This is a genomic window from Burkholderia sp. E168m15 (assembly GCF_016586105.1).
Lineage (GTDB): Bacteria > Pseudomonadota > Gammaproteobacteria > Burkholderiales > Burkholderiaceae > Burkholderia > Burkholderia orbicola.
Genome location: NZ_BCPO01000207.1, coordinates 12,161 through 38,199 on the forward strand (window position 1 = coordinate 12,161; position 26,039 = coordinate 38,199).

The window sequence follows — 26,039 nt, forward strand, 5'->3', positions numbered from 1 at the left end:
AACTCGATATGACAGTGCAATTCGTTGGTTCGCCGCGTGTCGCGCGGCCCGTCTCGCCGGCGATCGGCGACGTGCTGCGCACGATCGACGCGTCGTTCGCGCAGCCGCTGAACCTCGACACGCTCGCGGCGGTGGCCGGCTTGAGCGTGTCGCGTTTCACCGCGCGCTTTCGCAGCGAAACCGGGCTGTCGCCGCACCGGTATCTGTGTCTCGTGCGGATACGGCGGGCGCAGGACCTGTTGCGCGCCGGTCTCGCGCCGTCGGTCGTCGCGACCGACGTCGGCTTCTTCGATCAGAGCCATCTGTGCCGGCATTTCCGGCGCGTGCTCGGCATCACGCCGCGCGATTACGTGGTTGCCCGAACCGGCGGCGCACCGGTACGAACACCGTCGACGCGCCTGCGCACCGAACGCCGCGAAGCGTCGTGCCACGCGGCGTAAGCGCACGCATGGACGACATGCCCCGCTGACGATTTTCCGGCCGGAGAGCCGGCGAACGACGATTTCCGATATCGCGTGACGGCGTTGAACCAGGCCGCCACGCACTGCACAGGAGCAGAAATGACCGCAGTTTTCGTGTTGCACCGGGCCGACGGCGCACCTTCTTCCACCGCATTCCGCAAGCAGGCGTTCGGCGCGAGCGATCCGTTCGCGTCGCATCGCGAGATCGCGTGGGAAGGCCCCGACGCGATGGCCGCGGGGCGTATCCGCTTCGCCGGCGAGCTGGACGTGTCGAGCTTTCCGCACATCGAAACTCTCGTCGTCGTCGAAGGCGAGCTGACGCTCGAAGCGGCCGGGGCCGCACCGCTGGTGGTCGGCCCGGGGCAAGGCGCCGTGATCGGTTGCGGCACCGCGCTGCGCATCGCGGCGCCATCGCCCGTGCTGCTGACGTTCTGCTCGGCAGCGTGCGCGACCCCGACGAAACAAGGCGTCTTTGCGCTGTACGCCGACGCGGATTTCAAGCCGTCCGCCACGCTGCCGGCCGAGGTGCTGCTCGGCCCCGCGCCGCAATGCCGCAGCGACAACGTGTTCACCGACGACGCAGCCGGATACTGCGCGGGCACGTGGGATTCGACGCCGTATCACCGGATCGTCCGGCCGCATCGCGCCAACGAGTTCATGTTCCTGCTGGACGGCGGCGTCCGCTTCGCGGCGCCCGACGGCAGCGTGCAGTCGGTCGGTGCCGGCGATGCGCTGTTCGTGCCGCGCGGCGCGTCGATCGGGTGGGAAAGCAGCGAACGCGTGGCGAAGTTCTACGTGATGCAGAACGTCAAACCTTCCACCGAACGAGACTGAGCATGTCCCCTCCGCTGCGTCATATCGAAACCTTGTCCACGCCGCCGGCCGCGGCCGACGTCGTCGTGATCGGCGGCGGCATCATCGGCGTCTTCACCGCCTACTATCTGGCCCGGCGCGGGCTGTCGGTCGCGCTCGTCGAGAAGGGGCGCATCGGCGCCGAACAGTCGAGCCGCAACTGGGGCTGGTGCCGGCAGCAGAACCGCGATGCGCGCGAGTTGCCGATGGCGAGCAAGAGCATTGATCTGTGGGAACGATTCGCCGCCGAATCCGGAGAAGACACGGGCTTTCATCGCTGCGGGCTGCTGTATCTCAGCAATGACGAAGCCGAGCTGTCCCGCTGGGCCAGCTGGGGCGAATTCGCGAAGACCGCGGGCGTGACCACGTACATGCTCGACAGCAAGCAGGCCGCCGAGCGCGGACGGGCGACCGGGCGGCAGTGGAAGGGCGGCGTCTTTTCGCCGACCGACGGTACGGCCGACCCCGGCAAGGCCGCGCCGGCCGTGGCCGCCGCGCTGATCAAGCTGGGCGGCAGCGTCCACCAGCACTGCGCGGCGCGCGGTATCGAGCTCGAAGGCGGCCGTGTCGCTGGCGTCGTCACGGAGGCCGGCGTCATCAAGACCCGGACGGCCGTGATGGCCGGCGGCGCATGGGCGTCGTCGTTCTGCCGCCAGCTCGGCATCCGCTTTCCGCAGGCGTCGATCCGTCAGTCGATCCTGAGCGTATCGCCCGTCGACACGCCGCTGCCGGGTGCGATGTACACGTCCGGCGTGTCCATCACGCGCCGCTGCGACGGACGCTATGCATTGGCGATCAGCGGCCGCGCGCGCGTGGACCCGACGCCGCAGTTCCTGCGCTTCGCGCCGCAATTCGTGCCGATGTTCGCGAAGCGCTGGCGCAACCTGCTGCCGGGCGGCCTCGAAGGCGTACGCGGCGGTCATGAAACGTTGAAGCGCTGGCGCCTCGATGCGCCGACGCCGATGGAAGCGGTGCGCATTCTCGATCCGAAGCCCGACATGTCGACGGTCGCCGAAACGTACCGCCGCGCGTCCGAACTGTTGCCTGAGCTGCGCGAGGCGACGATCACGCACGCATGGGCCGGCTTCGTCGACAGCACGCCGGACGGCGTGCCGGGCATTGGCGAAGTGCCGGGCGTGCCGGGGCTGATCCTCGCGGCGGGCTTCTCGGGGCACGGCTTCGGGATCGGCCCGGGCGCCGGGCACCTGATCGCCGATCTCGCGTCCGGTGCGGAGCCGTTCGTGGACCCGACGCCGTACCGGCCCGGCCGGTTCAGCGAGTCCGCCTGGGGCAAGGTCGCGGATTTCTAGCCGGGCGGCTGCGACGCGCTCCGGCCGCTGCCTCGGCCCATCGTGGCTTTCGCCGTGCGTCGGCGCACGGTATCGACTCAAGGACCCCTTGCAATGAATTCCCCTGTTGTTCACCTGATGCAAGCCGGAAGGCTCGATCGCTTCTTCATCGACGGCGAGTGGGTGCTGCCCGAAGGCGGCGAGCGGTTTGCCGTCATCAGCCCGTCCACCGAGGACACGCTGTGCGAGATCCCGCTCGGCAGCGCGCGCGACGCCGACCGCGCGGTGCAGGCCGCGCGCAATGCGTTCGACCGCTGGTCCGCGACGTCGCCGCAGGAACGCGCGGCGCTGCTCGACCGCATCCATGCGTTGATCCTGGAACGTGCCGAGCTGTTCGCCACGGCGCTCGCGCTGGAGATGGGCGCGCCGATCGGCTATGCACGCGGCGCGCACGTGCCGCTCGCGGCCGAACACATTCGCGTTGCACGCGACAACCTCGCGAGCTACCCGTTCGTCGAGCGGCGCGGGACGACCGCGATCGCCCGCGAGCCGATCGGCGTATGCGCGCTGATCACGCCGTGGAATTGGCCGATCTATCAGATCACCGCGAAGGTCGGGCCGGCGCTCGCGGCAGGCTGCACGGTGGTGCTGAAGCCGAGCGAGCTGTCGCCGCTCAGCGCGTTGCTGTTCGCGGAAGTAGTCGCCGACGCGGGCGTGCCCGGCGGCGTATTCAACCTCGTGAGCGGCAGCGGCGAAACGGTGGGGGCCGCGCTGTCGTCGCATCCGGAAGTCGACATGGTGTCGATCACCGGCTCGACGCGCGCCGGCGTGCTCGTCGCGCAGGCGGCGGCGACGACCGTCAAGCGCGTCGCGCAGGAGCTGGGCGGCAAGTCGCCTAACGTCGTGTTGCCGGATGCGGACCTGTCGCGGGCGATCCCGCCGGGCGTGGCCGCCGCGTTCCGCAACATGGGGCAATCGTGCAGCGCGCCGACCCGCATGATCGTGCCGCGCGCCGTGCTCGGTGCGGTCGAGGAACTGGCCGTCGCGGCGATGCAAACGCTCGTCGTCGGCGATCCGTTCGGCGAGGCCACCACGCACGGGCCGCTCGCCAATCGCGCGCAGTTCGGGCGGGTCGCGCAGATGATCGACGTGGGCATCGACGAACGCGCGAAGCTGATCGCCGGCGGCCCCGGCCGGCCGGCGGGCCTCGACAAAGGCTTCTATGCGCGGCCGACGATCTTCTCCGACGTGCGCACCGACATGGCGATCGCGCAGCAGGAGATCTTCGGCCCGGTGCTCGCGATCCTGCCTTACGACACCGTGGAAGAAGCGATCGCGATCGCGAACGACACGGTATACGGGCTCGGCGCGCACGTGCAGGGCACCGACATGGCGCGCGTGCGGGCGGTGGCCGCGCGTATCCAGGCCGGGCAGGTGCATCTGAACTACCCGGCATGGGACCCTCAGGCGCCGTTCGGTGGATACAAGCAGTCGGGCAACGGCCGCGAGTACGGGATCGAAGGAATGGCGGAGTATATGGAGGTCAAGTCTGTCCTGGGCTTTTATGATTGAGGCGGCTGCCGCGCGCGATGCGGCAGTCGTGATTTGAACCGGTTGGCTTTGCAAGGGTGCCGAGATTGGAAAACGCCATCATCCCCGACACGTCGTTGAACGCGCACCGTGCGCACTGGGCGAAGCTGCGCCGCGACCTGCATGCGCATCCCGAGTTGCGATTCGAGGAACACCGGACGGCCGACGTCGTCGCCCGCGAGCTCGAAGCGCTCGGTTACGCGGTGTCGCGCGGGCTGGGTGGCACGGGCGTGGTCGCGAGCCTGCCCGGCGCCGATCCGGGCCGCGGCATCGTGTTGCGCGCCGACCTGGACGCGTTGCCGATCCACGAAGCCAACGACTTCGCGCATGCGTCGTGCTCGCACGGGATCATGCATGCGTGCGGCCACGACGGCCATACCGTGATGTTGCTCGGCGCCGCGCGCGTGCTGAAGGAATTGCCGCAGTTGCCCGGCACCGTCCATTTCGTGTTTCAGCCGGGCGAAGAGGGCGGCGCGGGCGCGCGCAGGATGATCGACGACGGGCTGTTCGAGCAATTCCCGACGGAAGCGGTATTCGGCATGCACAACTGGCCCGGGTTGCCGGCCGGGCATTTCGGGTTGCGCACCGGCGCGATCATGGCCGCGGGCTCGCGCTTCAGGATCACGGTGACGGGCAAGGGTGCGCACGCGGCGCAGCCACATCTGGGCATCGATCCGGTGCCGCTCGCGTGCTCGATGGTGCTGCAGTGTCAGACCATCGCCGCGCGGCACAAGGACCCCGTCGACCCCGCGGTCATTTCCGTGTGCATGTTTCATGCGGGCACGACGGACAACGTGATTCCCGACACCGCCGAGCTGCGCGGCACGATCCGCACGCTGTCGTCGGCCTTGCAGCAGAAGCTGCAGCGCGACGTTCGGCTCGCGTGCGAAGGGCTCGCGGGGGCCTATGGGGCGCAGGTCGACGTGGAGTTTTTCCAGTACTACCCGGCGACGGTCAACACGCCGGCCGAGACGGCGCTGTGCGAAGCGGTGATTCGCGATACGTTCGGCGACGAGCGCCTGTCTCCCGACGTGCCGCCGAACATGACGTCCGAGGACTTCGGCTTCATGCTGGAGGAGCGGCCGGGCGCGTACGTGCTGATCGGCAATGCGCAGGATGGCGCGGCCTCACCGGCGCTGCATCACCCGAAATACGACTTCAACGACGACATCATTCCGGCCGGCGTCCGGTATTGGGTCGCGTTGGCGCAGCATTACTTCACGCGATCGGCGTGATGCTTCGGAGCGGCGTGGAAACCGGCTGATGTCTGGTTGATCGGGCGTCAGGTCCGGGAACGGCGTGCTTCCTGATCGTCGGGCATTCATGCCAGCCGGGGAGCGCCGTGCAATTTTTAGCCGCTTCGATGTGGTCACTGCGCATTTTTCTGACGTGCCGTGTCGCACGAAAACACCATTTAGACGGACTGCTTGATGACCCAGGAACATGAAGTGAAGGAGCGCGGCGCGACGTCCGCGCTTCACTACCGCAGATTCACCGCAGAGGACGTCCCCGCTGCCCATGCGCTTTCCATGGCGCTGCGCTGGCCGTTCCGGGCGGAAGACTGGCAGTTTTCCGCCGACACGTCGATCGCGTTCGCGGCCGAGGAAAACGGCGTGGTCATCGGCACGGCGATGTGCTGGAAGTACGGTGCGGATCGCGCGGCGATCGGGCACGTGATCGTCTCCGACGCGCATCAGGGGCGGGGAATCGGCCGCAAACTGATGGAGACGCTCCTCGATGAGCTGGGGCCGCGCATCACGTTTCTGCATGCGACGCCGGCCGGTCGGCCGCTCTACGAGAAACTGGGATTCAACGTGTGCGGATCGTTGAGCCAGTATCAGGGGAACGTGGATCGGCCCGCCGCGGTAGCCGTGCCCGATGGCGAGCGGCTGCGCGCCGGATCGCCGGCCGACTGGCCGCGTCTCGTCGAACTCGACGCGCGTGCGTCCGGCCTTGAGCGCGAAGCGCTGTTGTCCGCGTTGCAGGCGCGGGGAGAAAGCGTCGTGCTCGAACGCGACGGCGAGGTCGTCGGGTTTTCGGTGCTGCGGCGCTTCGGCCGCGGTTACGTGGTCGGCCCGGTGGTTGCGCCGCGTTCGGGCGACGATGCGCATGCGAAGGCGCTGATCGGCTATTGGCTGACGAAACGGGACGGCGAATTCGTGCGGATCGATGTGCCTGACGGGAGCAGTTTGCCGGCGTGGCTGAGCGAACAGGGACTGAAGCAGGTGGATACCTGTTCGAAGATGGTTCGCAATGCGCCGGCCGCGGCACACGAGGGCGCGGCCGACCCGGTAGTCGGGCTGTACGGGCTGGTCAGTCAGGCGATGTTGTAGCGGGCCCGACCTGGTGTCCGGCTCCCGCCCGATCCGGACGCCAGGGGCGCGGCCGCGTGACCGCTGTCGCCGGCAACAGTATGGCGGTCGCGGCGAACCGGCCGCGCACGCCGCCGGTTCAACCGCTCGGCGACTCCCTGCACTGCCGCGCGGCGCATGAGTGCGTCGCATCCCGCTCAACGCACGAGCGTCGCCACGAAGTCACGATACGTCCGCAGCGGGCGGCCGAGGATCGCGGTCAGCCGCTCGACGTCGCCGGCCTCCGGCACCATCCCGTCGCTGACGAAGCGTTCGGCCATCAGCCGCATTTCGTACGCCATCCATTTCGGCATGAATGTCGCGAAATTGTCTTCGAACGGCGTCGGATCGTCGCCGCCATAGGCAACCGGGCGGCCGAGCGTGTCCGACCAGATCGACGCCAGTTGCGGGCCGGTCAGCGTGTCGGGCCCGACGAGATTGAGGGTCTCGACCGGCAGCTTGCCGGGCGCATCGTGGCGGCGGATCAACTCGAGCGCCGCGACTTCCGCGATGTCGCGCGCGTCGATCATCGCGATGCCCTTGCCGCCGATCGGCATCGGGTACACGCCGTGCCCGACGATCACGTCCTTGACCGTCGCATCGTTGTCCATGAAATACGCGGGCCGCAGGATCGTCGCGCTGAAGCCCATCTGCTCGATCATCCGCTCCGCGCCGAATTTCACCGCGAAGTGCGGCACGTTCACGAAGCGGTCGGCGTGCAGGACCGACAGATAGACGACGCGCTCGATACCCGCTTCGCGGGCCAGGTTCAGCACGATCAGCGCCTGCGTGAATTCGTCGCCCGCCACGCCGTTGAGCAGGAACAGCGTGCGCACGCCGGAGAAGGCCGCCCGCAGCGCGTCGACGTCGAGCATGTCGCCCTGCGCGACGGTCACGGCCGCCGGAAAATCGGCCTTGGCCGGATCGCGCACCAGCACGCGCACGTCGGCGCCGCGATCGACGAGTTGACGGACGAGCTGGCGGCCGATACGGCCGGTGGCGCCGGTAACGAGAATGGTCATGATGTTCACTCCTGAGGTAATGGTCGGGTTGACTGCCTACCTAAGTTAAGTGATCCACACACGATCCGGAAGATGTGATAAATAGACATGTCGTCTCACTGGTGGAACGCATGGACCTGCTCGCTCTCGCCGATTTCAATCTCGTCGCCCGCCATGGCAGCTTCGGGGAAGCCGCGCGGGTCGCGGCTCGCCCGAAGGCGACGCTGTCGCGCCGCGTCGCGGAACTGGAGAACAGTCTGTCGCTGCGCCTGTTCGAGCGCGGATCGCGCGGCGTGAAGCTCACGCAGGAAGGGCGCGCGCTCTACGAGCGCACGGGCGCGCTGCTCGCGGAACTGGCCGACAGCGCGTCGGCGATTGCAGCGGGGAGCGAGCGGCCGCGCGGCCGGCTGCGTATCAGCGCGCCGATGCTGTTTTCCCAGTTCGCGATGGGGAGGCTGGTGGCGACGTTCGCGCTGAGATACCCGGACGTCCGGCTGGAGGTGACGACGGAAGACCGGCCGGTCGACATGATCGAGGAAGGGTACGACCTCGTGATCCGCGTGAACCCGGACCCCGACGAGAGCCTGATCGGGCGCGTGATCCTGCGCGACCGGCTGGTCGTCGTCGCGAAGCCGGGGCTGGCGCGGCCCGGCGGCGACGTGCCCACGCCGGCACCGGCCGTGGTGCGCGGCGCGAACGATACGCGCACTGCATGGGAAGTCACCGGCCCGGCCGGCACGGCGCGCATCCCGGTCGAACCGGTGGCGCGGCTGTCGTCGCTGAGCATGGTGCGCGATACGGTCCGCCTCGGCCTGGGCGCCGCGTGCCTCCCGATCTCGCTCGTGAGCCGCGATCTGGCTGCCGGCACGCTCGTCAGTTGGGGCGACGTACCGGGGTCCGATATCGCCCTGTGGGCGCTGTATCCGTCCAGGCGATTATTGAGCGCACGCGTGTCCGCGTTTCTCGATCACCTGAAGGACGCGTTTCCGTCAGGCGAGCCGGAAGAACTGGCCGCGTATATCGAACCCGGGCAGTGAAACGGCCACGGCGGCGCGCATCGCGATGTCCCGAGCGGGCGGCCGTCGCGATCGGCAAGGGCGCATGCCACGCCACCCGTCCCGATCGAACCGCGGCTTTCACACCGCGTCCGGCTGCGCGCAACACACGCGGTTCCTGCCTTCGCGCTTCGCGCGGTAGAGCGCCATGTCCGCCTGGTGCGACAGCGCGAGCATGGACGCGTGCCGCGCGCGCCGACCGGTCGCACAGCCGATGCTGACGGTGAAAGGCGGCACGGTTTCCGCAAACCCGACGAGCCGGTTGCCTTCGACTTCCCGGCGAATCGCTTCGGCGACCTGCGCGGCGCCGTTTTCGTCCGTATCCGGCAACACCGCGACGAATTCCTCGCCGCCGTAGCGCGCAGCGAGGTCGCCGCGCCGCCGCGTATGCGCGCGGATGCATTCGGCGAGAAAACGCAGCGCGGTGTCGCCCTGCGCGTGCCCGTGCTGGTCGTTGTACTGCTTGAAGTGATCGGCGTCGATGAACAGCACCGACAGGCTGCCGCCGCTGCCGCGCTGCAGCCGCTCCCATTCGTCGGCCAGTGCGGTATCGAGCGCGCGACGATTGCGCAATCCGGTCAACGGATCGGTACGCGTGAGATCGGTGAGCAGCGTCTGCTTGCGGAAGTTGTCGCGCAACGCGAAGGCCAGCAGCCAGACCACCGCGCAGAACGACGCGCCGATCACGGACGCCGACACGCCGACCGTCCACGACAGGCGCCGAATGCCGGCCAGCACGTCGTTTTCGGCCGGCGCGACGACCGCGATCAGCGGGGTGCCCGGTATCCGCTGGTAGGTGTACAGCCGCACGATGCCGTCGATGCTCGAACGCGCGGGATAGAAGCCCGATTCGCTGTTCACCATCCGCTGGAAGGATTTCGAGCGGCGCAGGAGGTTCATCTGGCCGTCGTTCAACGACGGGTTTCTCGCGAGGATCGTGCCGTCCGCGCGCACGATCGCGCTGACGCCGTTCGGCCCGACATCGAGGCGGGACAGCAACTGCTCGAAGTAAGCGAGATCGACGGCGACGACCGCGATCCCGTCGAACGTATGATCCGGCCGCTCGATGCGCCGCGACAGCGCGATGGATTCCTTGCCGCCGCGCGAGCGCGCGCGATAGGGCTGGGAGACGTAGAGCCCGACGTTGTCCGCATCGCGATGGACCTTGAAGTAGTCGCGATCGGCGAAGTCCCAGCGATGGGTCGTGCTGCAGCACCCGTCAATGAGGCGGCCGCGCCGGTCGGTCACGCCCATGCCGGTCATGTATTGCGCCGCGGTGCGCTCGAACAGCAGGTCGTGCCGCAACCCGACGTCCATCCGCTGTACCGCCGGCTTGCCGAGATCGGCGGCCAACGCGACCAGCGCGTTGTTCGACGTTTCGACCGTCCTCGCGATCTGACTCGCCAGGACGGCCGCGACGTTGCGCGACGTCTCATGCGCGTGCTCGATGACTTCGCTGCGCGCGACCCACAGCGTCACCGCGCTGATCCCGAGTGCCGCCAGCGACATCAGCGTGCCCAACGCGCCGACGACGAACGGGTGGCGTCCGGCCCAGTCGGCGATTTTCTCGATCGAAGTGAATGCGGGCATGCTCGCGCTCGTTTTGAGATGCCGGCTGCATTTGCGCCGGCGCGGGTCCAGTCAGGGTTAACGGCACGGTTAACAAAAAATCGAGGCCGACATGACCGCTCATCGACCGCCCGTCGACGGCATCGGCCCGGCGCGGCGACGCAAACGTGTGCGGCCATGCCGCGATACGGCCCGCTCACCGTCCGGACCCGCGCGGGTCGCTTTCGATTGATAACCAGCCTGCATCAATCGTTCCGAAAATCGCACTTATCGTTTGATCGATACCGCGCCAACATGCCGGAAAACGACAATCGATCAGCCCCTCCCGCGTATTCCAGGATTTTCAGGAGACACCCAGATGCACCCCTCGTCCAGCCTTCCGGCCGAACGCTCGAAGGCCGCCGCGATCTTTCGCGTCACGGCCGGCAACTTTCTCGAGCAGTTCGACTTCTTCCTGTTCGGCTTCTACGCCACGCAGATCGCCAACGTCTTCTTCCCCGCGCAAAGCGAATTCGCATCGTTGATGATGACCTTCGCCGTGTTCGGCGCCGGCTTCCTGATGCGGCCGCTCGGCGCGATCGTGCTGGGCGCGTACATCGACGAGGTCGGCCGCCGCAAGGGCCTGATCGTCACGCTGTCCATCATGGCGAGCGGCACCATCCTGATCGCGTTCGTGCCGGGCTACGCGACGATCGGGCTGCTGGCGCCCGTGCTCGTGCTGATCGGCCGGCTGCTGCAGGGCTTCTCCGCGGGCGCCGAGCTGGGCGGCGTGTCGGTCTATCTCGCCGAGCTGGCAACGCCGGGCCGCAAGGGCTTCTTCACGAGCTGGCAATCGGCGAGCCAGCAGGTGGCGATCGTCATCGCGGCGGCCCTCGGCTTCGCGCTCAATCAGTGGCTGAGCGCCTCGCAGATCGCGGCGTGGGGATGGCGCGTGCCGTTCTTCGTCGGCTGCATGATCGTGCCGTTCATCTTCATGCTGCGCCGCAATCTGGAGGAAACCCAGGAGTTCAAGGCGCGCAAGCATCGTCCGGGCATGAAGGAGGTGTTCGGCACGCTGGTCCAGAACTGGGGCGTCGTGGTCGCCGGCATGATGCTGGTCGCGATGACCACCACGAGCTTCTACCTGATCACCGTCTACGCGCCGACCTTCGGCAAGACGGTGCTGCATCTGAGCACCGCCGACAGCCTGCTCGTCACGCTCTGCGTCGGCGTGTCGAACTTCGTGTGGTTGCCGATCGGCGGGGCGCTGTCCGACCGGATCGGCCGCCGGCCGCTGCTGGTCGGCATGACGATGCTCACCGTCGTGACCGCTTACCCGGCGCTGTCGTTCCTCGCGCATGCGCCGTCGTTCGTCAACATGCTGCTCGTGCTGCTCTGGCTGTCGTTCATGTACGGCATGTACAACGGCGCGATGGTCGTCGCGCTCACCGAAGTGATGCCGGTGCAGGTGCGCGTCGCGGGCTTCTCGCTCGCCTACAGCCTCGCGACGGCCGTGTTCGGCGGCTTCACGCCGGCCATCTCGACCGGGCTCATTCACATGACGGGCGACAAGGCCGCACCGGGCTACTGGATGAGCTTCGCCGCGGTGTGCGCGCTGCTCGCGACGTTCGCGCTCTATCGTCGCCGCGCCGCGACGTTGACGCCGGCGCATTGAGGCCCGGCCCGGCCGGAACGTTCATCCCCACCCACGTATTCGCACGACCACGACCATGAGAAATCTGTTCCTGAAATGCTGCGCGACCGCGCTCGTCGCCACCGCGGCGGTGGCGGCCAACGTACAGGCCGCCGAGCTGCACGTGATGAGCTCGGGCGGTTTCACCGCCGCCTACAAGGTGCTCGGCCCGCGGTTCGCGTCCACGACGGGCAATACGCTCGCGACCGCGCTCGGCCCGTCGATGGGCAAGTCGCCCGAAGCGATTCCGAACCGGCTCGCGCGCGGCGAGCCCGCCGACGCCGTGATCATGGTCGGCTACGCGCTGGACGATCTGATCAAGCAGGGCAAGGTCATCCCCGATTCCCGCGTCGATCTGGCCGACTCGCGCATCGGCATGGTCGTGCGCGACGGCGCGGCGAAACCCGACATCAGCACCGCGGAAGGGCTCAAGCAGGTGCTGCTGCACGCGAAATCGATCGCCTACTCGGACAGCGCGAGCGGCGTGTACATCGAACGTGAGCTGTTCAAGAAGCTCGGCGTCGAGGAGCAGGTGAAGTCGAAGGCGAAGATGATTCCGCGGATTCCGGTGGCGTCGGTCGTCGCGAACGGCGACTACGAAATCGGCTTCCAGCAGGTCAGCGAGCTGCTGCCCGTCAAGGGGGCGACTTTCGTCGGCAAGATTCCCGAATCGCTGCAGTCCGTCACGCGCTTCGCCGCCGGCATCCCGGTCGGCGCCCAGCATCCGAAGGAAGCGAAGGCGCTGCTCGACTATCTCGCGTCGCCCGACGTGCAGGCCGACGTGAAATCGACCGGCCTGGATTCCGTTTCCGCGCATTGAGCCCGAGCGACGGGCGGGCGCGTATCAGACCGTCTTCCCGTCGCTGTCACCGCCGCCGTCTGCCGCGGCACCGTTTTCATCGGCCCCGTTCGTCAACGCCGGCCCGGCCGCCGCGAGCCGCTGCGCGAGACGCGCACGATCGCACGCACCTTCCCACGACGACACGAAGATCACCGCGCACGCATTGCTGATCACGCTGGTCAGCGCGCGCGCCTCCGACATGAAGCGATCGATGCCGACCAGCAGCGCGACCCCGGCGACGGGCAGGTCGGGCGTCACGGCGAGCGTCGCGACCAGCGCGACGAGTCCGCTGCCGGACACGCCGGCCGCCCCTTTGGACGTGACCAGCATGATCGCGAGCATCGTCGCGACCTGCGGCGCGGAAAGCGGGACGTCGCAGGCCTGCGCGATGAACAGCGCCGCGAGCGTCAGGTAGATCGCGGTCCCGTCCAGATTGAACGAATAGCCGGCCGGCAGCACGAGCCCGACGACGCCTTTGTCGCAGCCGAGCGCTTCCAGCTTGACGATCAGGCGCGGCAGGACCGGCTCCGTGGACGAGGTCGCGAGCACGATCAGCAACTCTTCGCGCAGGTAGCGCAACAGCCGCCACAGCGCGAAGCCGTGCAGTCGCGCGAGCGGGGCGAGCACCAGCGCGACGAACAGCGCGCAGGCCACGTAGAAGGACACCATCAGCTTCGCCAGCGAGCCGACCGAACCGATGCCGAAGCGGCCCACCGTAAACGCCATCGCGCCGAATGCGCCGAGCGGCGCGAGCCGCATGATCATCGCGAGCACGCGAAAGACGACCTGGGCGATGCCGTCGATTAGCGCGAGCACGGGCCGCGCGGCGCGCGGGTGCGCATTCAGCGAGAAGCCGAACAGCAGCGACAGCAGCAGCACCGGCAGCACTTCGCCCGAGGCGAATGCGCCGAGCATCGTGTCCGGAATCATGCCGAGCGCGAACGTGACCAGGCTGCGCGGCTCTGCATGCTTCGCATACGGTGCGAGGATGCTCGCATCCAGATGATGGACGTCGATGTGCATGCCGGCGCCCGGTCGCAGCACGTAGGCGACGACGAGCCCGAACGCGAGCGCGGCGGCCGTCAACAGATAGAACAGCGCGAGCGAACGCACGATCGTGCGGCCGATCGCCTGCCCGTTCGACAACGACGTGATGCCCGACACGATCGTGCAAAAGACGATCGGTGCGATGGTCATCTTCACGAGCGCGACGAACGCGTCGCTGAGCGGCTTGAGCATCGCGCCCGCCGCCGGCCACACGTGACCGATGCCGATGCCGACGATCATCGCGAGCAGGACCTGCACGTAAAGCGATTTGAACAGCCGGGCCGCCCTCACGATGCGGTGTTCCTTCGTTTCCGTTCCGTCGTCGTCATGCCGATGTGCCGTTGCCGGCGGCGTCGCCGCGCTTCGCGTCGACGATCATCCGGTGAAACGCCTCGGCGGCCGGCGTCAGCGAGCGCCCGCGCCGCTTGACGATGCCCACCCGCCGTTTCACGGCCGGCTCGACGAGCGGCACGCTCGTGAGGACAGGGTGGTCATGGCCCGGCATCGCCATCGACGGCACCGCGGCGACGCCGAGCCCCGCCTCGATCAGCCCGAGCAGTGTCGTGACGTGGCGCGCCTCGCACACGCTCGGCGTGCGCGGCGCGACGGCCGCCAAGGCCTGGTCGAGCAGCAGGCGGTTACCGGACGTCTTGTCCACGGACACGTAGTCGTGCTCGTAAAGCTCGTTCCAGGTGACGCGCTTCTTGCGCGCGAGCGGGTGGTCGCAGCGGCAGGCGGCGACGAACCGCTCCTGGAGCAGCACCTTGAACTCGACCTCCGCCTCCTGGCTGCCGATGAAGCTCACGCCGAAATCCGCTTCGCCGCTGATGACGGCGCCCAGCACCTCGTTGGCGCCGGCGTCGAGCAGCTTCACCCGGATGCGCGGAAAGCGCTGATGATAGCGGGCGATGATGGGCGGCAGGAAGTAGTAGGCGACCGACGGCACGCAGGCGATCGTCACATGGCCCAGGCGGCTCGACGACACGTCCCGGATGCCGAGCAGCGCGGCGTCGAGATCGTCGAGCAGTTGTTCGGCGCTCTGCGCGAACACGCGGCCGACGGTGGTGAGCGCGACGCGGCGCGTGGTGCGCTCGAAGAGCCGCACGCCGAGCGCGTCCTCGAGCTTGTCGATCCGGCGGCTCAACGCAGGCTGCGAGAGGCTGACCGCTTCGGCGGCCTTGCGGAAACTGCCCGTTTCCACGACCGCGCGAAACGCCTGCAAGTCCGTCAAATCGAAATTGATGCCCACCGGTCACTCTCCGCCACTCAGATGCGCAGCATTTTGCATGATTCCGCCGGCGTCATGCGTGTCGCGTCGCCCGTGCGGCGGCGTCGGCGTGGCTCGGCGTGCCTCCGGGCCGCCGGGATAGCGCGGGCCGCGCCGCGAATCGATCGTCCCGGTGCCGCTTCCTGATGTACCGTATCGCTTTTGGGCGGGCAGGGCTCCGGCGCTGCCGCGCTGCCGCCAGTGCCGGCCAGCCGCGCGAGCCCGCTCTCTTCAACGGATTCCAGCATGCGCATTCCGCCGCTCAAGGCCATCATCGCGTTCGAAAGCGTCGCCCGGACCAAAAGCGTCAACCGCGCGGCGGAAGAGCTCGGCCTGACCGCGTCCGCCGTCAGTCACCAGCTCAGCAACCTCGAAGCGCAGATCGGTCAACCGCTGTTTCAGCGCTCGGGGCGCGGCCTCGTCCTCACGCCGACCGGCGAACGCTACCTGGCCGACGTCACCGGCTCGCTGGCCGACCTCAGCCGCGCGACCGAGCGCGCGTCGAGCCGCACCGAAGTCGATATCCTGCGCGTGCATTCGAGCCCGAGCTTCGGGCTGATGTGGCTGCTGCCGCGGCTGTCGTCGTTTCAGGAGGCGAACGGCGATATCCAGCTGAACCTCGCGTGCTCGTACGAAAACGTGTCGTTCTCGAACGGCTTCTACGATATCGACGTCCGGCACGGCTACGGCAACTGGGACAACCTCGAGGTGAAGACGGTGCGCGGCGAGTTCATCGCGCCGCTCGCGTCGCCGCAGTACCTCGAGCGGCATCCGGTGCGCGCGCCGGAAGACCTGCTCGCCCATCGTCTGATCTATTCCGAAACGCCGCTGGTCCAGTGGAAGCAGTGGTTCGGCCGCACCGGCGTGCCGCTGGCGGCGCAGAAAACCTTCGACTTCTCGTTCGACCGCTCGTACATGTCGCTCGAAACCGCCGCGCTCGGCCTCGGCATCGCGCTCGAAAGCCTGATGCTCGCGTCGGTGAAGATCCGTCAAGGGCTGCTGGTGCCGGTGTTCGGCGAGCGCCATGCGGTCGAAGTCGGTGCTCATCATCTCGTTTACCCGCGGCAGAACGCGGAATTGCCGCGCGTGAAGCGCTTCCTGGCGTGGATCGAGCGGGAAGTCGCCGCTCATCAGCAAGCGGGTTGACCGCACCATCCGGCGGCACGCCCCGCGATATTGCGCTGCAGCACCGGCTACTTGCCGTCATCTGAAATTTTCTCAACTATGGCTGAGCGTTTCCGCGTTGATGCGGGTGCCCGGTGAGCCGACACTCCGGACAACACATCAACACAGGAGACAAGCGATGTTGCTCGACAACCGGACCATCATCGTGACCGGCGCCGCGTCGCCGCGCGGGATCGGCAAGGCCACGGCCCGCGCGCTGGCCGCGCACGGCGCACGCGTGGCGATCCTCGACCTGCGCCGCGACGACGCGGAAGCGGCCGCCGCCGAACTCGGCGCCGGCCATCTCGGCCTCGCCTGCGACGTGACCGATCGCGACGCATGCGCGGCGGCCGCCCGCGCGACGCTTGAGCACTTCGGCCGCATCGACGGCCTCGTGAACAACGCCGGCATCACGCAGCCGGTGCGCACGCTGGAGATCTCGGCGCGCGACTTCGATGCGATCGTCGACGTGAACCTGCGCGGCACGCTGTACATGTCGCAAGCGGTGCTGCCCGCGATGCAGGCGCAGCGCGGCGGCAGCATCGTCTGCATGTCGTCGGTCTCCGCGCAACGCGGCGGCGGCATTTTCGGCGGCCCCCACTACAGCGCCGCCAAGGCCGGCGTGCTCGGCCTCGCGAAGGCGATGGCGCGCGAATTCGGCGCCGACCGGGTCCGCGTCAATTCGATCACGCCGGGCCTGATCCAGACCGACATCACCGGCGACAAGCTGACGCCCGACATGCGCGAGGACATCATCAAGGGCATTCCGCTCGGCCGGCTCGGCGAGGCTGCCGACGTCGCGCATGCGTGCCTGTTCCTGCTGAGCGACCTGTCGAGCTACCTGACGGGCATCACGCTCGACGTCAACGGCGGGATGCTGATTCACTGAGAACGGCGCCGCCCGATGCGCGGCGCCGACCATCATGCACCCGGGACAACCCGGGGCCATGGCAGGAGACAAGGATGAGAGCAAAGTACCCCGCACCGCCCGTCGAGGGCGAGATGCTGCAACGGGACGACGCGCGGACGTTCGAAGCGGCCACCTACGCGAAGGTCGCGCGACGGCTGATCCCGTTCCTGATGTTGTGCTACCTCGGCGCGTATCTCGACCGCGTCAACGTCGGCTTCGCGAAACTGCAGATGCTCAACGACCTGCGTTTCAGCGAGACGGTCTACGGGATGGGCGCCGGCATCTTCTTCCTCGGTTATTTCCTGTTCGAGGTGCCGAGCAACCTGATCCTGCATCGCGTCGGCGCGCGTCGCTGGCTCGCGCGCATCATGCTGACCTGGGCGGTGATCTCGGCGAGCTTCGTGTTCGTCAAGTCGCCCACCGCGTTCTACGTGCTGCGATTTCTGCTCGGCGTCGCCGAAGCCGGCTTCGCGCCGGGCGTGATCCTGTACCTCACGTACTGGTTCCCGTCGGCGCGGCGCGCGAAGGCGCTGTCGCTGTTCTTCATGGCGATTCCGCTCGCCGGGATCATCGGCGGGCCGCTGTCGGGCGCGATCATGCATTCGCTGCACGGCGCGATGTCGATGGCCGGCTGGAAGTGGCTGTTCCTGCTCGAGGCGCTGCCGTCGTTCGTGCTGGGTTTCGCGATCCTGCTGTATCTCGACGACGGCATCGCCGGCGCGAAATGGCTGACCGACGCCGAAAAAGCCTTGCTCGCGCGCAACGTGTCGGCCGACGCCGCGCACACCACCGCCCACCTGTCGATTCGGACCTTCGTCGCGGACCGCCGGCTGTGGCTGATGGCCGCGATCTACTTCTGCGTGGTGCTCGGGCAGTACGGCCTCACGTTCTGGCTGCCGACGATCATTCGCAAGGCGGGCGTGGCCGATCCGCTGTGGGTCGGTCTGTTCACCGCGATCCCGTATGCGTGCGCGATCGTTGCGCTGCCGCTGATCGGCATCAGCGCGGATCGTCGCCGCGAGCGACGCTTCCATCTCGCGGTGCCGATGCTGGTCGCGGCGGCGGGCTTCGCCACGTTGCCGATGCTCGGCAGCGTCGGCGCATCGATCGTGTGCCTGAGCATCGCGTCCGCCGGCATCCTCGCGTCGTCGTCGCAGTTCTGGTCGCTGCCGACCGCGTTGCTGGGCGGGATGTCGGCGGCGGCGGGCATCGCCGCGGTCAACTGCTTCGCGAACCTGGCGGGCTTCTTCTCGCCGGCGATCGTCGGCTGGCTGAACGACCTGACCGGCAAGTCCACCGCGGGGCTCGTGTTCATCTCCGTCGCGATCACGGCCGGCGCGCTGCTGGTGTTCCTCGTGCCCCGATCCGTGAACCGCTGATCACCGCCGATTCATTTGCATTCCTTCCGACCCGATACTGGAGTGATCGATGGAAACCGAAACCATCCATGAAGCGGTCACGCTCGCCGAGCGCGCGTACCGCATCCGAAGAAACGCCGTGCTGATGGGCGAAGTGCAGGGGCAGGGCTATGTCGGCCAGGCGCTCGACATCGCCGACGTGCTGGCCGTCGCCTATTTCGGCGCGATGCGCTATCGCGCCGACGATCCCGACTGGGAAGGGCGCGACCGCTTCCTGCTGTCGAACGGGCACTATGCGATCGCGCTGTACGCGGCGCTGTTCGAAGCCGGCATCCTGCCGGCCGCGGAACTCGAAACCTATGGCAGCGACGACAGCCGCTTGCCGATGTCCGGCATGGCGAGCTACACGCCCGGAATGGAAATGTCCGGCGGCTCGCTCGGGCAGGGGCTGACGATCGCGGTCGGCCGGTGTCTCGGCCTGAAGCGCAAGGGCTCCGATGCGTTCGTCTACACGCTGTTCTCGGATGGCGAGCTGGACGAAGGCGCGATCTGGGAAGGGCTGATGTCGGCCGCGCACTGGAAGCTCGACAACCTGATCGCGATCGTCGACGTGAACAACCAGCAGGCCGACGGCCCGTCGACCCAGGTCATGGCGTTCGAGCCGCTGGTCGACAAGCTCCAGGCGTTCGGCTGGTACGTGCAACGGGTGGACGGCAACGACATCGACGCGGTGAAACGCGCGTTCGACGATGCGCGCCGGCACGACGCGCCGCAGCCGCGCATCATCGTCTGCGACACGAAGATGGGGTGCGGCGTGCCGTTCCTCGAAGCACGCGAGAAGAGCCATTTCATCCGGGTCGATGCGCACGAGTGGCAACTCGCGCTCGACGCACTCGAAGCAGGGAGACACGCATGAGCACCGCCGACAACAAGCCGCGCCTGAAGACGTCGGCGATGATCGCCTCCATCGCCGCGGAAGGGCAGGCGACCCGCTCCGCGCCGTTCGGCCATGCGCTGACCGAACTCGCCCGCACGAACGCCAACGTGATCGGCATGACGGCCGATCTCGGTAAGTACACCGACCTGCACATCTTCGCGAAGGCGTTCCCGGAGCGGTACTACCAGATGGGCATGGCCGAGCAACTGCTGATGGGGGCCGCCGCCGGGTTCGCGCACGAAGGCGCGCAGCCGTTCGTCACGACCTATGCGGTGTTTGCGACGCGCCGCGCGTACGACTTCATTCACCAGGCGATCGCCGAGGACAACCTCGACGTGAAGCTGATCTGCGCATTGCCGGGGCTCACGACCGGCTACGGGCCGAGCCACCAGGCCGCCGAGGATCTCGCGCTGATGCGTGCGATGCCGAACATGACGGTGATCGACCCGTGCGACGCGCTCGACATCGAACAGATGGTGCCGGCCATCGCCGCGCACAAGGGGCCGGTGTACGCGCGTCTGCTGCGCGGCAACGTGCCGGCCGTGCTCGACGAATACGATTACCGTTTCGAGCTCGGCAAGGCCAAGCTGCTGCGCGACGGCAACGACGTGCTGCTGATCTCGTCCGGGATCATGACGATGCGTGCGCTCGAGGTGGCGAAGGCGCTCGAAGCCGATCGCGTCGATGTCGCCGTGCTGCACGTACCGACGATCAAGCCGCTCGATACGGCGACCCTCGTCCGCGAGGCCGCACGGAAAGGGCGCATGGTCGTCGTCGCGGAGAACCATACGGTGATCGGCGGGCTCGGCGAAGCGGTCGCGACCGCGTTGCTCGGGGCCGGGGTGACGGTGCCGTTCCGGCAGATCGCGCTGCCGGACGCGTACCTCGCCGCGGGCGCGCTGCCGACGTTGCATGAGCGCTACGGGATCTCGGCTGGCGCGATGCGCGCGAATATCCGGTCGTGGCTCGGGTGACGATCACCGGGCCGTCACATACCGGTGCGTGGCGGATTGCGCGTCGGTGATCGACCCGGCTGCCTGCGCACGGCGAACCCATTCGCCTGGCGTGGCCGCCGGGCCGTCACTGGTCGCAAGCGCGATCTAGATCACGCTTGCCGTCGTGCACGCGGTACGCTGTCTGAATCGCGGCGCGGCCCGGTGCGATTTCGTCTGACGTACCGGTCCGACACGACGGCCCGTCGCTGAATCCACGCAAGCGCGAGTTCGAGCGCCTGGTCGCTGGCTTCGCGGGTATCGGCGAAGTCGCCGTCGACGCCGAGCGTCCGGGTTTCACCGTCGCGATCCGTGAGGATCGCCGCCGCCGAATAGCGGCCCGTCTCCGTGTCGGTCACCACGGCCCGGACCGTATATCCACCATGTTCGATCGTCCTGTTGGTATGCATCGGATGCCTCCTGCAGGGAAATGCGACAGGTGTGTCGACGCGCTGGCGCCGCCGCGCAAGCGGGGCGCCAGCCCTTCACGCCGCGAGCGTGAGCGCGGGATGCCCACATCCGGCGTACGAAGCGTTGCGGATCGCGCCGGGGCGATCACACGCACCCGGCGCGTCCACTCACCCCGCCACCACCTGAATCCGCCGCGGCTTCGCTTCTTCACGCCGCGGGATACTCAGTTTCAGCACGCCGTCGCGCAGTTGCGCGTCGATGCGCGACACGTCGAAATCCGGGCTGAGCGTGAAGGCGCGCGAGAAGTGCGGATGCTGCACTTCGCCGTGCTGCAGACGCAAACCCGGTGGCGTCGGAATGACGGCCTCCGCTTCGATGGCGAGGCTGCCGTCGTGCACGCGGACGTCGAGCTTGTCGCGCGGTACGCCCGGCAGGTCCGCGTACAACGTGATGCCGTGCGCATCCTCGACGATGTCGACGGCGGGCGCAATCCGCGTGCGCGGCGTGTCGCGCTGAGCCGCTTCGCGGTTCGTCACGGCCGTTCGCGTCTCGGCCGGACGGGTGGTCAGTTCGGTCGTGTTCGTGTCACTCATGATGTCCTCCGTCATGCGTTCGTGACGTCGTACTGTTTACTGGACGGTAATCGCCCGCGGCTTCGAGGCTTCCGACTTGCCGACGCTGATCGTCAGGCAGCCGTTCGCATAGCGGGCCTCGATCTTGTCGGGGTCCGCATGCTGCGGTAGCTCGACCACGCGGCGGAACGTGCCCATGAAACGCTCGTTCGCGTAGATGCGCCGCTCGTCGTCGGTCGCGCCGTCGTCCGGGGGTGTGCGCTCGCCGCTGATCGTCAGCAGCCGGCGATCGACGGAGATGTCGATCTTCGCGGGGTCGAGACCCGGCGCGAACGCGACGATCTCGATCGTGTCGTCGGTGCTGCCGATATTGAGCGGTGGGAACGTACCGGGCCGCGGTGCGCGCAGGCTGGCCGGAAAGCCCGTGAACGCGCTGGCCATCTGCCGTTGCAGGCGGTCGAATTCCGCCAGCAGATCAGTGGGGAAGAAGATATCGCTCATGATTGGCTCCTGTTGCCCTGTGCGAAGGGACGAACCGGACCACGCGCTCCAGTTCGTCCATCCGCGACAGGGTCGCTGACTAACAAATCGAAACACGCAGCGCGTCAACCGCGACTGCCTTGAGCGATACCTAAAATAGGATACGTCGAGTGAATTTCAAGGGGGAGGGCGACGGCATTCTGTCGATACGTGCGGGTGCCCTGGAGGAGACTCATCGTCGGGGCGACGGCATGATCGGCGTCGCGATGGCGGGGGCCGACATGTCCGGCGCTGCGCGGATCAAAGCACGGCGATAGAAGGCGGAATTTGCAACGGCACGCTGGAAAAGACGCGGCGGCGTACCTGCGCCGTCGCGTCGCGTCCATCGGTTCAGCGCGACGGCCCGGACGGCGGCTTCACTTCGGACAAGTCGTCCTCGCGAACCTCGGCCTGACGCACCGTGGTGCCGTCGTCGCCGGTTTCCGAAATATCGGTTTCGAAGGTCTGCTGCCCATCGTCGCGTTTCTCCGCGGGCTTCTCGTTACCTGTCTGCTTGTCTGCCTGTGGCTGTTGACGTGTCATCTTGCTCTCCTTGGTCGCAACCTGGGATGTTGCGCACGTTGCAGGTGAGCAAGGCGCGGGCCGCGTGAAACTTTCAAATAGAAAGGTTCACGCGACACCGTCAGCGACCACGGCTTGCCGATTGACCTCGGCCCTCGGCACGGCGCAACGTACACCGGATGAGCGCGGCCGCCTATAGATACCAATCCAGCGTCTTCACGATCCCCGTTTCGAAGCTCTCCGCCGGCCGCCATTGCAGTTCGCGAGCGAGCTTCCCCGCATCGATCGCATACCGCCGGTCGTGACCGGCGCGATCGGTGACGAACCGGACGAGCCGCGCATGCGGCGCGTGTTCGGGCCGTCGCGCGTCGAGCAGCGTACAGATCAGCGCGACGATGTCGACATTGCGCCATTCGTTGCAGCCGCCGACGGTGTAGGTCTCGCCGATCGTCCCGCGCCGGATGACCGCGTCGATCGCGCGGCAATGGTCGTCGACGTACAGCCAGTCGCGCACGTTCGCTCCGTCGCCGTACACGGGGATGTCGGTGCCTTCGACGCAATGACGGATCACGGTCGGAATGAACTTTTCGCCGTGCTGGCGCGGCCCGTAATTGTTCGAGCAGTTCGTCGTGGTGACGGGCAGGCCGTACGTATGGAAATACGCTCGCACGAGGTGATCCGAGCTTGCCTTGGTGGCCGAGTACGGAGAATTCGGCGCATACGGCGTCGTTTCGCAAAACGGCGGGTCGTCGGGGCCCAGCGAACCGTACACCTCGTCGGTGCCGATATGGTGAAAGCGCCGTCGCGCGTGGGCGTCGGCCCGGCCGAGTTTCTGATCGTTCAGCCAGATCTGGCGGCACGCATCGAGCAGCGTCCACGTGCCGAGCACGTTCGTGCGGACGAACTCGCCGGGACCGTCGATCGAGCGGTCGACGTGGCTTTCGGCCGCGAAGTGGACGACGGTGTCGATCGCATGGTCGCGCAGCAGCGACTCGACGAGCGGTCGGTCGCAGATGTCGCCGAGGACGAAGCGATGCCGATCGGCACCCGGCAGGTCGTCGCCGAGATTGTCGAGGCTGCCCGCATAGGTCAGCAGATCCAGCGTGGTGACGCTGACCTGCGGGTCGCTTTCGAGCAGATGACGCACAAAATTGGCGCCGATGAAACCGGCACCGCCCGTCACGAGAACATGTTTCGGTCGATAGCTCATGGGTTTCGCTTCCAGGTGGCAAACACGTCGGTTAGACCCGCGATCCACGAAGGCGATTCGACCCCGAAGTGTTCTCGCAGGAGGCTGCAGTCGAGCGCGGAATTCGCCGGTCTCGGCGCAGGCAACGGATAGGCGTCGGTCCGGATCGGCCGGACCAGCGGCACGCGGTCGATGAGGCCGGTGCGCCGCGCCTCGGTGAAGATCGTTTCGGCGAAGCCGTGCCACGTGGTCACGGGCGTGCCGCACAGGTGATAGGTGCCCCAGCGCAGCGCTTCACCGGCCCGGTAGCGCGCCGCGATCGTCAGCAGCGCGTCGGCGATCGCGCCGGCATGCGTCGGGCCGCCGTACTGATCGGCGACGACGCCGACGACCTCGCGCTCGCGCGCCAGGCGCAGCATGGTGCGCACGAAATTGCTGCCGTGCGCGCCGAATACCCAGGCGACGCGCAGAATCAGGTGACGGTCGGGCAACCGCTCGCGCACCGCTTCCTCGCCCGCGAGCTTGCTGCGGCCGTATACGCCGAGCGGCCCGACGGCGGCGGCTTCCGCGTACGGGCCAGGCAGGCGGCCGTCGAACACATAGTCGGTCGACAGATGGAGCAACGGAATGCCGCGCGCGGCGCATGCGTCGGCCAGCACGGCGGGGCCGTCGCGGTTCGCCCGCCACGCGGCATCGGGCTCGGCCTCCGCGCGGTCGACGGCGGTCCATCCGGCGGCATTGATCACGAGCGTGGCGCGCTGTTCGTCGAGCGCGTGGCGCACCGCGTCTGCGTCGTCGATGTCGAGCGCGGCGCGCGACAGCCCGACGAGCGGCTGCTCGCCCGCGCGCAACACCAGTTCGCGGCCGACCTGGCCGAGTGCGCCGGTCACGACGATCGTCATCGCGCGCTCCCGTAGGCCGGCAGCATCCCCGGCGCGCCGGCGGCGAGTTCGGCGAGCGGCGGCTGCCGACGATCCTTGTCCGACAACTGATACGGTGCGCCGGAATCCGGCCAGTCGATGCCGATCGCCGGATCGTCCCAGCGCACACCCGCATCCGAATCGGGATCGTAATACTGCGTGCACTTGTACGCGAAGTCGGCCTCGTCGGACAACACGCAGAAGCCATGCGCGAAGCCGGGCGGAATCCATAGCATCCGGTGCGATACGTCGTCGAGCAGCGCGCCGAACCAGCGGCCGAAGGACGGCGAGCCGCGCCGGATGTCGACGGCGACGTCGTAGACCGCGCCGCGCGACGCGTGCACCAACTTGCCTTGCGGATTCACCCGCTGGTAGTGCAGCCCGCGCAGCACGCCGCGCCGCGAGCGCGACTGGTTGTCCTGCACGAAGGTGGCGTCAACGCCCGCATCGCGCAGCCAGCTTGCCCGGAAGCTTTCGACGAAAAAGCCGCGTGCATCGCCGAACACGCCGGGCTCGATCAGCAGCACGCCCGGCAACGGTGTCTCGATCACCCGTGTCATGCCGCGACCTCCTTGCTCAGCAGATCGAGCAGATAGCGGCCGTAACCGCTTTTCGCGAGCTTGTGCGCGAGCGTTTCGAGCTGCTCCGCATCGATCCAGCCGAGCCGGTACGCAATTTCCTCGGGACACGCGATTTGCAGACCCTGTCGCGCCTGCATCACCTGGATGAAATTGGCCGCGTCGAGCAGCGATTCGTGCGTGCCGGTGTCGAGCCATGCGTAGCCGCGCCCGAGTAGCTCGACGTTCAGCGTGCCGCGCGCGAGATACGCGAGGTTCAGGTCGGTGATTTCCAGCTCGCCGCGCGCGGACGGTCGCACGGCCTTCGCCAGTTCGACGACGTCGTTGTCGTAGAAATAGAGGCCGGTGACCGCGTAGTTCGACTTCGGCTCGCGCGGTTTCTCCTCGAGGTCGATCGCGCGGCCATCCGCATCGAACGACACGACGCCGTAGCGCTCCGGATCGCGCACGTAATAGCCGAACACGGTCGCGCCGGCGGTCCGTGCGGCGGCTTGCTGCAGCAGCGACGACAGCGCGGGCCCGTGATAGATGTTGTCGCCGAGCACGAGCGTCGCCGCGTCGCGACCGATGAACGGCGCGCCGATCACGAACGCCTGCGCAAGCCCGTCGGGGCTCGGCTGCACCGCATACGAAAAGCTCATGCCCCACTGGCTGCCGTCGCCGAGCAGTTGCTGGAACGCGTCGAGATCGCGCGGCGTCGAGATGATCAGCACGTCGCGGATGCCCGACAGCATGATCGTGCTGAGCGGGTAATAGATCATCGGTTTGTCGTACACCGGCATCAATTGCTTCGATACCGAATGCGTGAGCGGATGGAGCCGGGTGCCCGAGCCGCCCGCCAGAATCAGTCCTTTACGGCCAATCGCTGTTTGCATGAGGTCCCTCGCTGCAAGAGGAAAAATGCGTGCGTGATACGCGGAATACACCGAATGCGCCGATCGCGCCCGATTGCCGGCGATACCCGTGCGCGCC

The 26,039-nt window shown here is 67.7% G+C and carries 27 protein-coding genes; 14 read left to right on the forward strand and 13 right to left on the reverse strand.

The features are described 5' to 3' along the window. The first annotated feature begins 8 nt into the window (after window positions 1-8). From JMF86_RS31930 to JMF86_RS31955, 6 genes are all read left to right on the forward strand, one after another. On the forward strand, window positions 9-440 hold the full coding sequence (locus JMF86_RS31930; RefSeq protein ID WP_011549834.1) for a helix-turn-helix domain-containing protein: 432 nt from the start codon (window positions 9-11) through the stop codon (window positions 438-440). 120 nt (window positions 441-560) lie between these two features. After that, complete coding sequence (locus JMF86_RS31935; protein ID WP_054928663.1) at window positions 561-1,295, forward strand: cupin domain-containing protein; 735 nt, start codon at window positions 561-563, stop codon at window positions 1,293-1,295. Between the two features lie 2 nt (window positions 1,296-1,297). Then, complete coding sequence (locus tag JMF86_RS31940; RefSeq protein WP_011549832.1) at window positions 1,298-2,623, forward strand: FAD-binding oxidoreductase; 1,326 nt, start codon at window positions 1,298-1,300, stop codon at window positions 2,621-2,623. A gap of 93 nt (window positions 2,624-2,716) precedes the next feature. Next, entirely contained in the window at window positions 2,717-4,174 is a 1,458-nt protein-coding gene (locus tag JMF86_RS31945) for an aldehyde dehydrogenase family protein (protein WP_054928664.1), read from the forward strand. 65 nt (window positions 4,175-4,239) lie between these two features. After that, window positions 4,240-5,427, forward strand: coding sequence for a M20 aminoacylase family protein (locus JMF86_RS31950; protein WP_027806326.1), 1,188 nt, complete (start codon window positions 4,240-4,242; stop codon window positions 5,425-5,427). Window positions 5,428-5,622: 195 nt separating this feature from the next. Further along, window positions 5,623-6,525 carry a GNAT family N-acetyltransferase gene (locus JMF86_RS31955; RefSeq protein WP_054928666.1) on the forward strand — a complete coding sequence of 301 codons (903 nt, stop codon included), beginning with the start codon at window positions 5,623-5,625 and terminating at the stop codon, window positions 6,523-6,525. Between the two features lie 176 nt (window positions 6,526-6,701). Here JMF86_RS31955 and JMF86_RS31960 read toward each other — a convergent pair whose 3' ends face one another. Further along, a complete protein-coding gene (locus JMF86_RS31960) occupies window positions 6,702-7,565 on the reverse strand; it encodes an SDR family oxidoreductase (RefSeq protein ID WP_011549828.1) in 864 nt (287 codons plus the stop codon). A gap of 110 nt (window positions 7,566-7,675) precedes the next feature. On the opposite strand from JMF86_RS31960, the gene JMF86_RS31965 reads away from it, so the two are divergent. Beyond that, window positions 7,676-8,581, forward strand: coding sequence for a LysR family transcriptional regulator (locus JMF86_RS31965; RefSeq protein WP_011549827.1), 906 nt, complete (start codon window positions 7,676-7,678; stop codon window positions 8,579-8,581). 99 nt (window positions 8,582-8,680) lie between these two features. On the opposite strand, the gene JMF86_RS31970 is transcribed toward JMF86_RS31965, so the two are convergent. Then, window positions 8,681-10,189: a diguanylate cyclase gene (locus JMF86_RS31970; RefSeq protein WP_011549826.1), complete on the reverse strand. Its 1,509-nt coding sequence runs from the start codon at window positions 10,187-10,189 to the stop codon at window positions 8,681-8,683. Window positions 10,190-10,526: 337 nt separating this feature from the next. Here JMF86_RS31970 and JMF86_RS31975 point away from each other — a divergent pair, with 337 nt between their 5' ends. Continuing rightward, window positions 10,527-11,822: an MFS transporter gene (locus tag JMF86_RS31975; protein ID WP_011549825.1), complete on the forward strand. Its 1,296-nt coding sequence runs from the start codon at window positions 10,527-10,529 to the stop codon at window positions 11,820-11,822. Window positions 11,823-11,877: 55 nt separating this feature from the next. Beyond that, window positions 11,878-12,660, forward strand: coding sequence for a substrate-binding domain-containing protein (locus JMF86_RS31980; RefSeq protein ID WP_011549824.1), 783 nt, complete (start codon window positions 11,878-11,880; stop codon window positions 12,658-12,660). A 24-nt stretch (window positions 12,661-12,684) separates the two neighbouring features. Here the strand turns inward: JMF86_RS31980 and dctA are convergent, their stop codons facing one another. The 3 genes from dctA to JMF86_RS31995 are packed head-to-tail and all read right to left on the reverse strand — an operon-like array spanning window position 12,685 to window position 15,243. Further along, complete coding sequence (gene dctA / locus JMF86_RS31985; protein ID WP_011549823.1) at window positions 12,685-14,019, reverse strand: C4-dicarboxylate transporter DctA; 1,335 nt, start codon at window positions 14,017-14,019, stop codon at window positions 12,685-12,687. A gap of 34 nt (window positions 14,020-14,053) precedes the next feature. Next, window positions 14,054-14,977 carry a LysR family transcriptional regulator gene (locus tag JMF86_RS31990; RefSeq protein ID WP_011549822.1) on the reverse strand — a complete coding sequence of 308 codons (924 nt, stop codon included), beginning with the start codon at window positions 14,975-14,977 and terminating at the stop codon, window positions 14,054-14,056. 17 nt (window positions 14,978-14,994) lie between these two features. After that, the gene (locus tag JMF86_RS31995) at window positions 14,995-15,243 is read right to left on the reverse strand and encodes a hypothetical protein (RefSeq protein WP_127479534.1); all 249 of its coding nucleotides are present in this window, start codon (window positions 15,241-15,243) and stop codon (window positions 14,995-14,997) included. On the opposite strand from JMF86_RS31995, the gene JMF86_RS32000 reads away from it, so the two are divergent. The 5 genes from JMF86_RS32000 to JMF86_RS32020 all read left to right on the forward strand — a co-directional run bounded on the left by JMF86_RS32000 (window position 15,242) and on the right by JMF86_RS32020 (window position 20,338). After that, a complete protein-coding gene (locus JMF86_RS32000) occupies window positions 15,242-16,141 on the forward strand; it encodes a LysR substrate-binding domain-containing protein (protein WP_054928667.1) in 900 nt (299 codons plus the stop codon). The two genes, JMF86_RS31995 and JMF86_RS32000, sit on opposite strands and share 2 nt — an antisense overlap. A gap of 157 nt (window positions 16,142-16,298) precedes the next feature. Next, entirely contained in the window at window positions 16,299-17,048 is a 750-nt protein-coding gene (locus JMF86_RS32005; protein ID WP_011549820.1) for an SDR family NAD(P)-dependent oxidoreductase, read from the forward strand. Between the two features lie 74 nt (window positions 17,049-17,122). After that, window positions 17,123-18,448: an MFS transporter gene (locus tag JMF86_RS32010; protein ID WP_011549819.1), complete on the forward strand. Its 1,326-nt coding sequence runs from the start codon at window positions 17,123-17,125 to the stop codon at window positions 18,446-18,448. A 49-nt stretch (window positions 18,449-18,497) separates the two neighbouring features. Further along, window positions 18,498-19,343, forward strand: a complete 846-nt coding sequence (locus tag JMF86_RS32015) for a transketolase (protein WP_011549818.1) — start codon at window positions 18,498-18,500, stop codon at window positions 19,341-19,343. After that, a complete protein-coding gene (locus tag JMF86_RS32020) occupies window positions 19,340-20,338 on the forward strand; it encodes a transketolase family protein (protein ID WP_011549817.1) in 999 nt (332 codons plus the stop codon). The genes JMF86_RS32015 and JMF86_RS32020 overlap by 4 nt, the downstream gene beginning before the upstream one ends. A gap of 131 nt (window positions 20,339-20,469) precedes the next feature. Here JMF86_RS32020 and JMF86_RS32025 read toward each other — a convergent pair whose 3' ends face one another. From JMF86_RS32025 to rfbA, 8 genes are all read right to left on the reverse strand, one after another. Continuing rightward, window positions 20,470-20,766 (reverse strand): hypothetical protein, encoded by a 297-nt coding sequence (locus JMF86_RS32025; protein WP_011549816.1) that lies wholly within the window; start codon window positions 20,764-20,766, stop codon window positions 20,470-20,472. A 168-nt stretch (window positions 20,767-20,934) separates the two neighbouring features. Next, entirely contained in the window at window positions 20,935-21,360 is a 426-nt protein-coding gene (locus JMF86_RS32030; protein WP_041489578.1) for an Hsp20/alpha crystallin family protein, read from the reverse strand. Between the two features lie 36 nt (window positions 21,361-21,396). Next, window positions 21,397-21,840: an Hsp20/alpha crystallin family protein gene (locus JMF86_RS32035; protein ID WP_011549814.1), complete on the reverse strand. Its 444-nt coding sequence runs from the start codon at window positions 21,838-21,840 to the stop codon at window positions 21,397-21,399. A 369-nt stretch (window positions 21,841-22,209) separates the two neighbouring features. Beyond that, window positions 22,210-22,401, reverse strand: a complete 192-nt coding sequence (locus JMF86_RS32040) for a hypothetical protein (RefSeq protein WP_027810892.1) — start codon at window positions 22,399-22,401, stop codon at window positions 22,210-22,212. 172 nt (window positions 22,402-22,573) lie between these two features. Next, complete coding sequence (rfbB, locus tag JMF86_RS32045) at window positions 22,574-23,590, reverse strand: dTDP-glucose 4,6-dehydratase (RefSeq protein WP_011695037.1); 1,017 nt, start codon at window positions 23,588-23,590, stop codon at window positions 22,574-22,576. After that, window positions 23,587-24,471, reverse strand: a complete 885-nt coding sequence (rfbD, locus tag JMF86_RS32050) for a dTDP-4-dehydrorhamnose reductase (RefSeq protein ID WP_011549811.1) — start codon at window positions 24,469-24,471, stop codon at window positions 23,587-23,589. Before rfbD ends, rfbB begins: the two co-directional genes overlap by 4 nt. Continuing rightward, window positions 24,468-25,049 (reverse strand): dTDP-4-dehydrorhamnose 3,5-epimerase, encoded by a 582-nt coding sequence (rfbC, locus tag JMF86_RS32055; protein ID WP_011695036.1) that lies wholly within the window; start codon window positions 25,047-25,049, stop codon window positions 24,468-24,470. The genes rfbD and rfbC overlap by 4 nt, the downstream gene beginning before the upstream one ends. Then, window positions 25,046-25,942, reverse strand: a complete 897-nt coding sequence (gene rfbA, locus JMF86_RS32060) for a glucose-1-phosphate thymidylyltransferase RfbA (protein ID WP_011695035.1) — start codon at window positions 25,940-25,942, stop codon at window positions 25,046-25,048. Before rfbA ends, rfbC begins: the two co-directional genes overlap by 4 nt. Window positions 25,943-26,039 lie beyond the last annotated feature (97 nt).

What these genes read in the sequence shown, in the direction of transcription:
- JMF86_RS31930 (WP_011549834.1), top strand. Translation starts at nt 9, where the DNA reads ATGACAGTGCAATTCGTTGGTTCGCCGCGTGTCGCGCGGCCCGTCTCG.
- JMF86_RS31935 (WP_054928663.1), top strand. Translation starts at nt 561, where the DNA reads ATGACCGCAGTTTTCGTGTTGCACCGGGCCGACGGCGCACCTTCTTCC.
- JMF86_RS31940 (WP_011549832.1), top strand. Translation starts at nt 1,298, where the DNA reads ATGTCCCCTCCGCTGCGTCATATCGAAACCTTGTCCACGCCGCCGGCC.
- JMF86_RS31945 (WP_054928664.1), top strand. Translation starts at nt 2,717, where the DNA reads ATGAATTCCCCTGTTGTTCACCTGATGCAAGCCGGAAGGCTCGATCGC.
- JMF86_RS31955 (WP_054928666.1), top strand. Translation starts at nt 5,623, where the DNA reads ATGACCCAGGAACATGAAGTGAAGGAGCGCGGCGCGACGTCCGCGCTT.
- JMF86_RS31960 (WP_011549828.1), bottom strand. Translation starts at nt 7,565, where the DNA reads ATGACCATTCTCGTTACCGGCGCCACCGGCCGTATCGGCCGCCAGCTC.
- JMF86_RS31965 (WP_011549827.1), top strand. Translation starts at nt 7,676, where the DNA reads ATGGACCTGCTCGCTCTCGCCGATTTCAATCTCGTCGCCCGCCATGGC.
- JMF86_RS31970 (WP_011549826.1), bottom strand. Translation starts at nt 10,189, where the DNA reads ATGCCCGCATTCACTTCGATCGAGAAAATCGCCGACTGGGCCGGACGC.
- JMF86_RS31975 (WP_011549825.1), top strand. Translation starts at nt 10,527, where the DNA reads ATGCACCCCTCGTCCAGCCTTCCGGCCGAACGCTCGAAGGCCGCCGCG.
- JMF86_RS31980 (WP_011549824.1), top strand. Translation starts at nt 11,878, where the DNA reads ATGAGAAATCTGTTCCTGAAATGCTGCGCGACCGCGCTCGTCGCCACC.
- JMF86_RS32000 (WP_054928667.1), top strand. Translation starts at nt 15,242, where the DNA reads ATGCGCATTCCGCCGCTCAAGGCCATCATCGCGTTCGAAAGCGTCGCC.
- JMF86_RS31995 (WP_127479534.1), bottom strand. Translation starts at nt 15,243, where the DNA reads ATGCTGGAATCCGTTGAAGAGAGCGGGCTCGCGCGGCTGGCCGGCACT.
- JMF86_RS32005 (WP_011549820.1), top strand. Translation starts at nt 16,299, where the DNA reads ATGTTGCTCGACAACCGGACCATCATCGTGACCGGCGCCGCGTCGCCG.
- JMF86_RS32010 (WP_011549819.1), top strand. Translation starts at nt 17,123, where the DNA reads ATGAGAGCAAAGTACCCCGCACCGCCCGTCGAGGGCGAGATGCTGCAA.
- JMF86_RS32015 (WP_011549818.1), top strand. Translation starts at nt 18,498, where the DNA reads ATGGAAACCGAAACCATCCATGAAGCGGTCACGCTCGCCGAGCGCGCG.
- JMF86_RS32020 (WP_011549817.1), top strand. Translation starts at nt 19,340, where the DNA reads ATGAGCACCGCCGACAACAAGCCGCGCCTGAAGACGTCGGCGATGATC.
- JMF86_RS32025 (WP_011549816.1), bottom strand. Translation starts at nt 20,766, where the DNA reads ATGCATACCAACAGGACGATCGAACATGGTGGATATACGGTCCGGGCC.
- JMF86_RS32030 (WP_041489578.1), bottom strand. Translation starts at nt 21,360, where the DNA reads ATGAGTGACACGAACACGACCGAACTGACCACCCGTCCGGCCGAGACG.
- JMF86_RS32035 (WP_011549814.1), bottom strand. Translation starts at nt 21,840, where the DNA reads ATGAGCGATATCTTCTTCCCCACTGATCTGCTGGCGGAATTCGACCGC.
- JMF86_RS32040 (WP_027810892.1), bottom strand. Translation starts at nt 22,401, where the DNA reads ATGACACGTCAACAGCCACAGGCAGACAAGCAGACAGGTAACGAGAAG.
- rfbB (WP_011695037.1), bottom strand. Translation starts at nt 23,590, where the DNA reads ATGAGCTATCGACCGAAACATGTTCTCGTGACGGGCGGTGCCGGTTTC.
- rfbD (WP_011549811.1), bottom strand. Translation starts at nt 24,471, where the DNA reads ATGACGATCGTCGTGACCGGCGCACTCGGCCAGGTCGGCCGCGAACTG.
- rfbC (WP_011695036.1), bottom strand. Translation starts at nt 25,049, where the DNA reads ATGACACGGGTGATCGAGACACCGTTGCCGGGCGTGCTGCTGATCGAG.
- rfbA (WP_011695035.1), bottom strand. Translation starts at nt 25,942, where the DNA reads ATGCAAACAGCGATTGGCCGTAAAGGACTGATTCTGGCGGGCGGCTCG.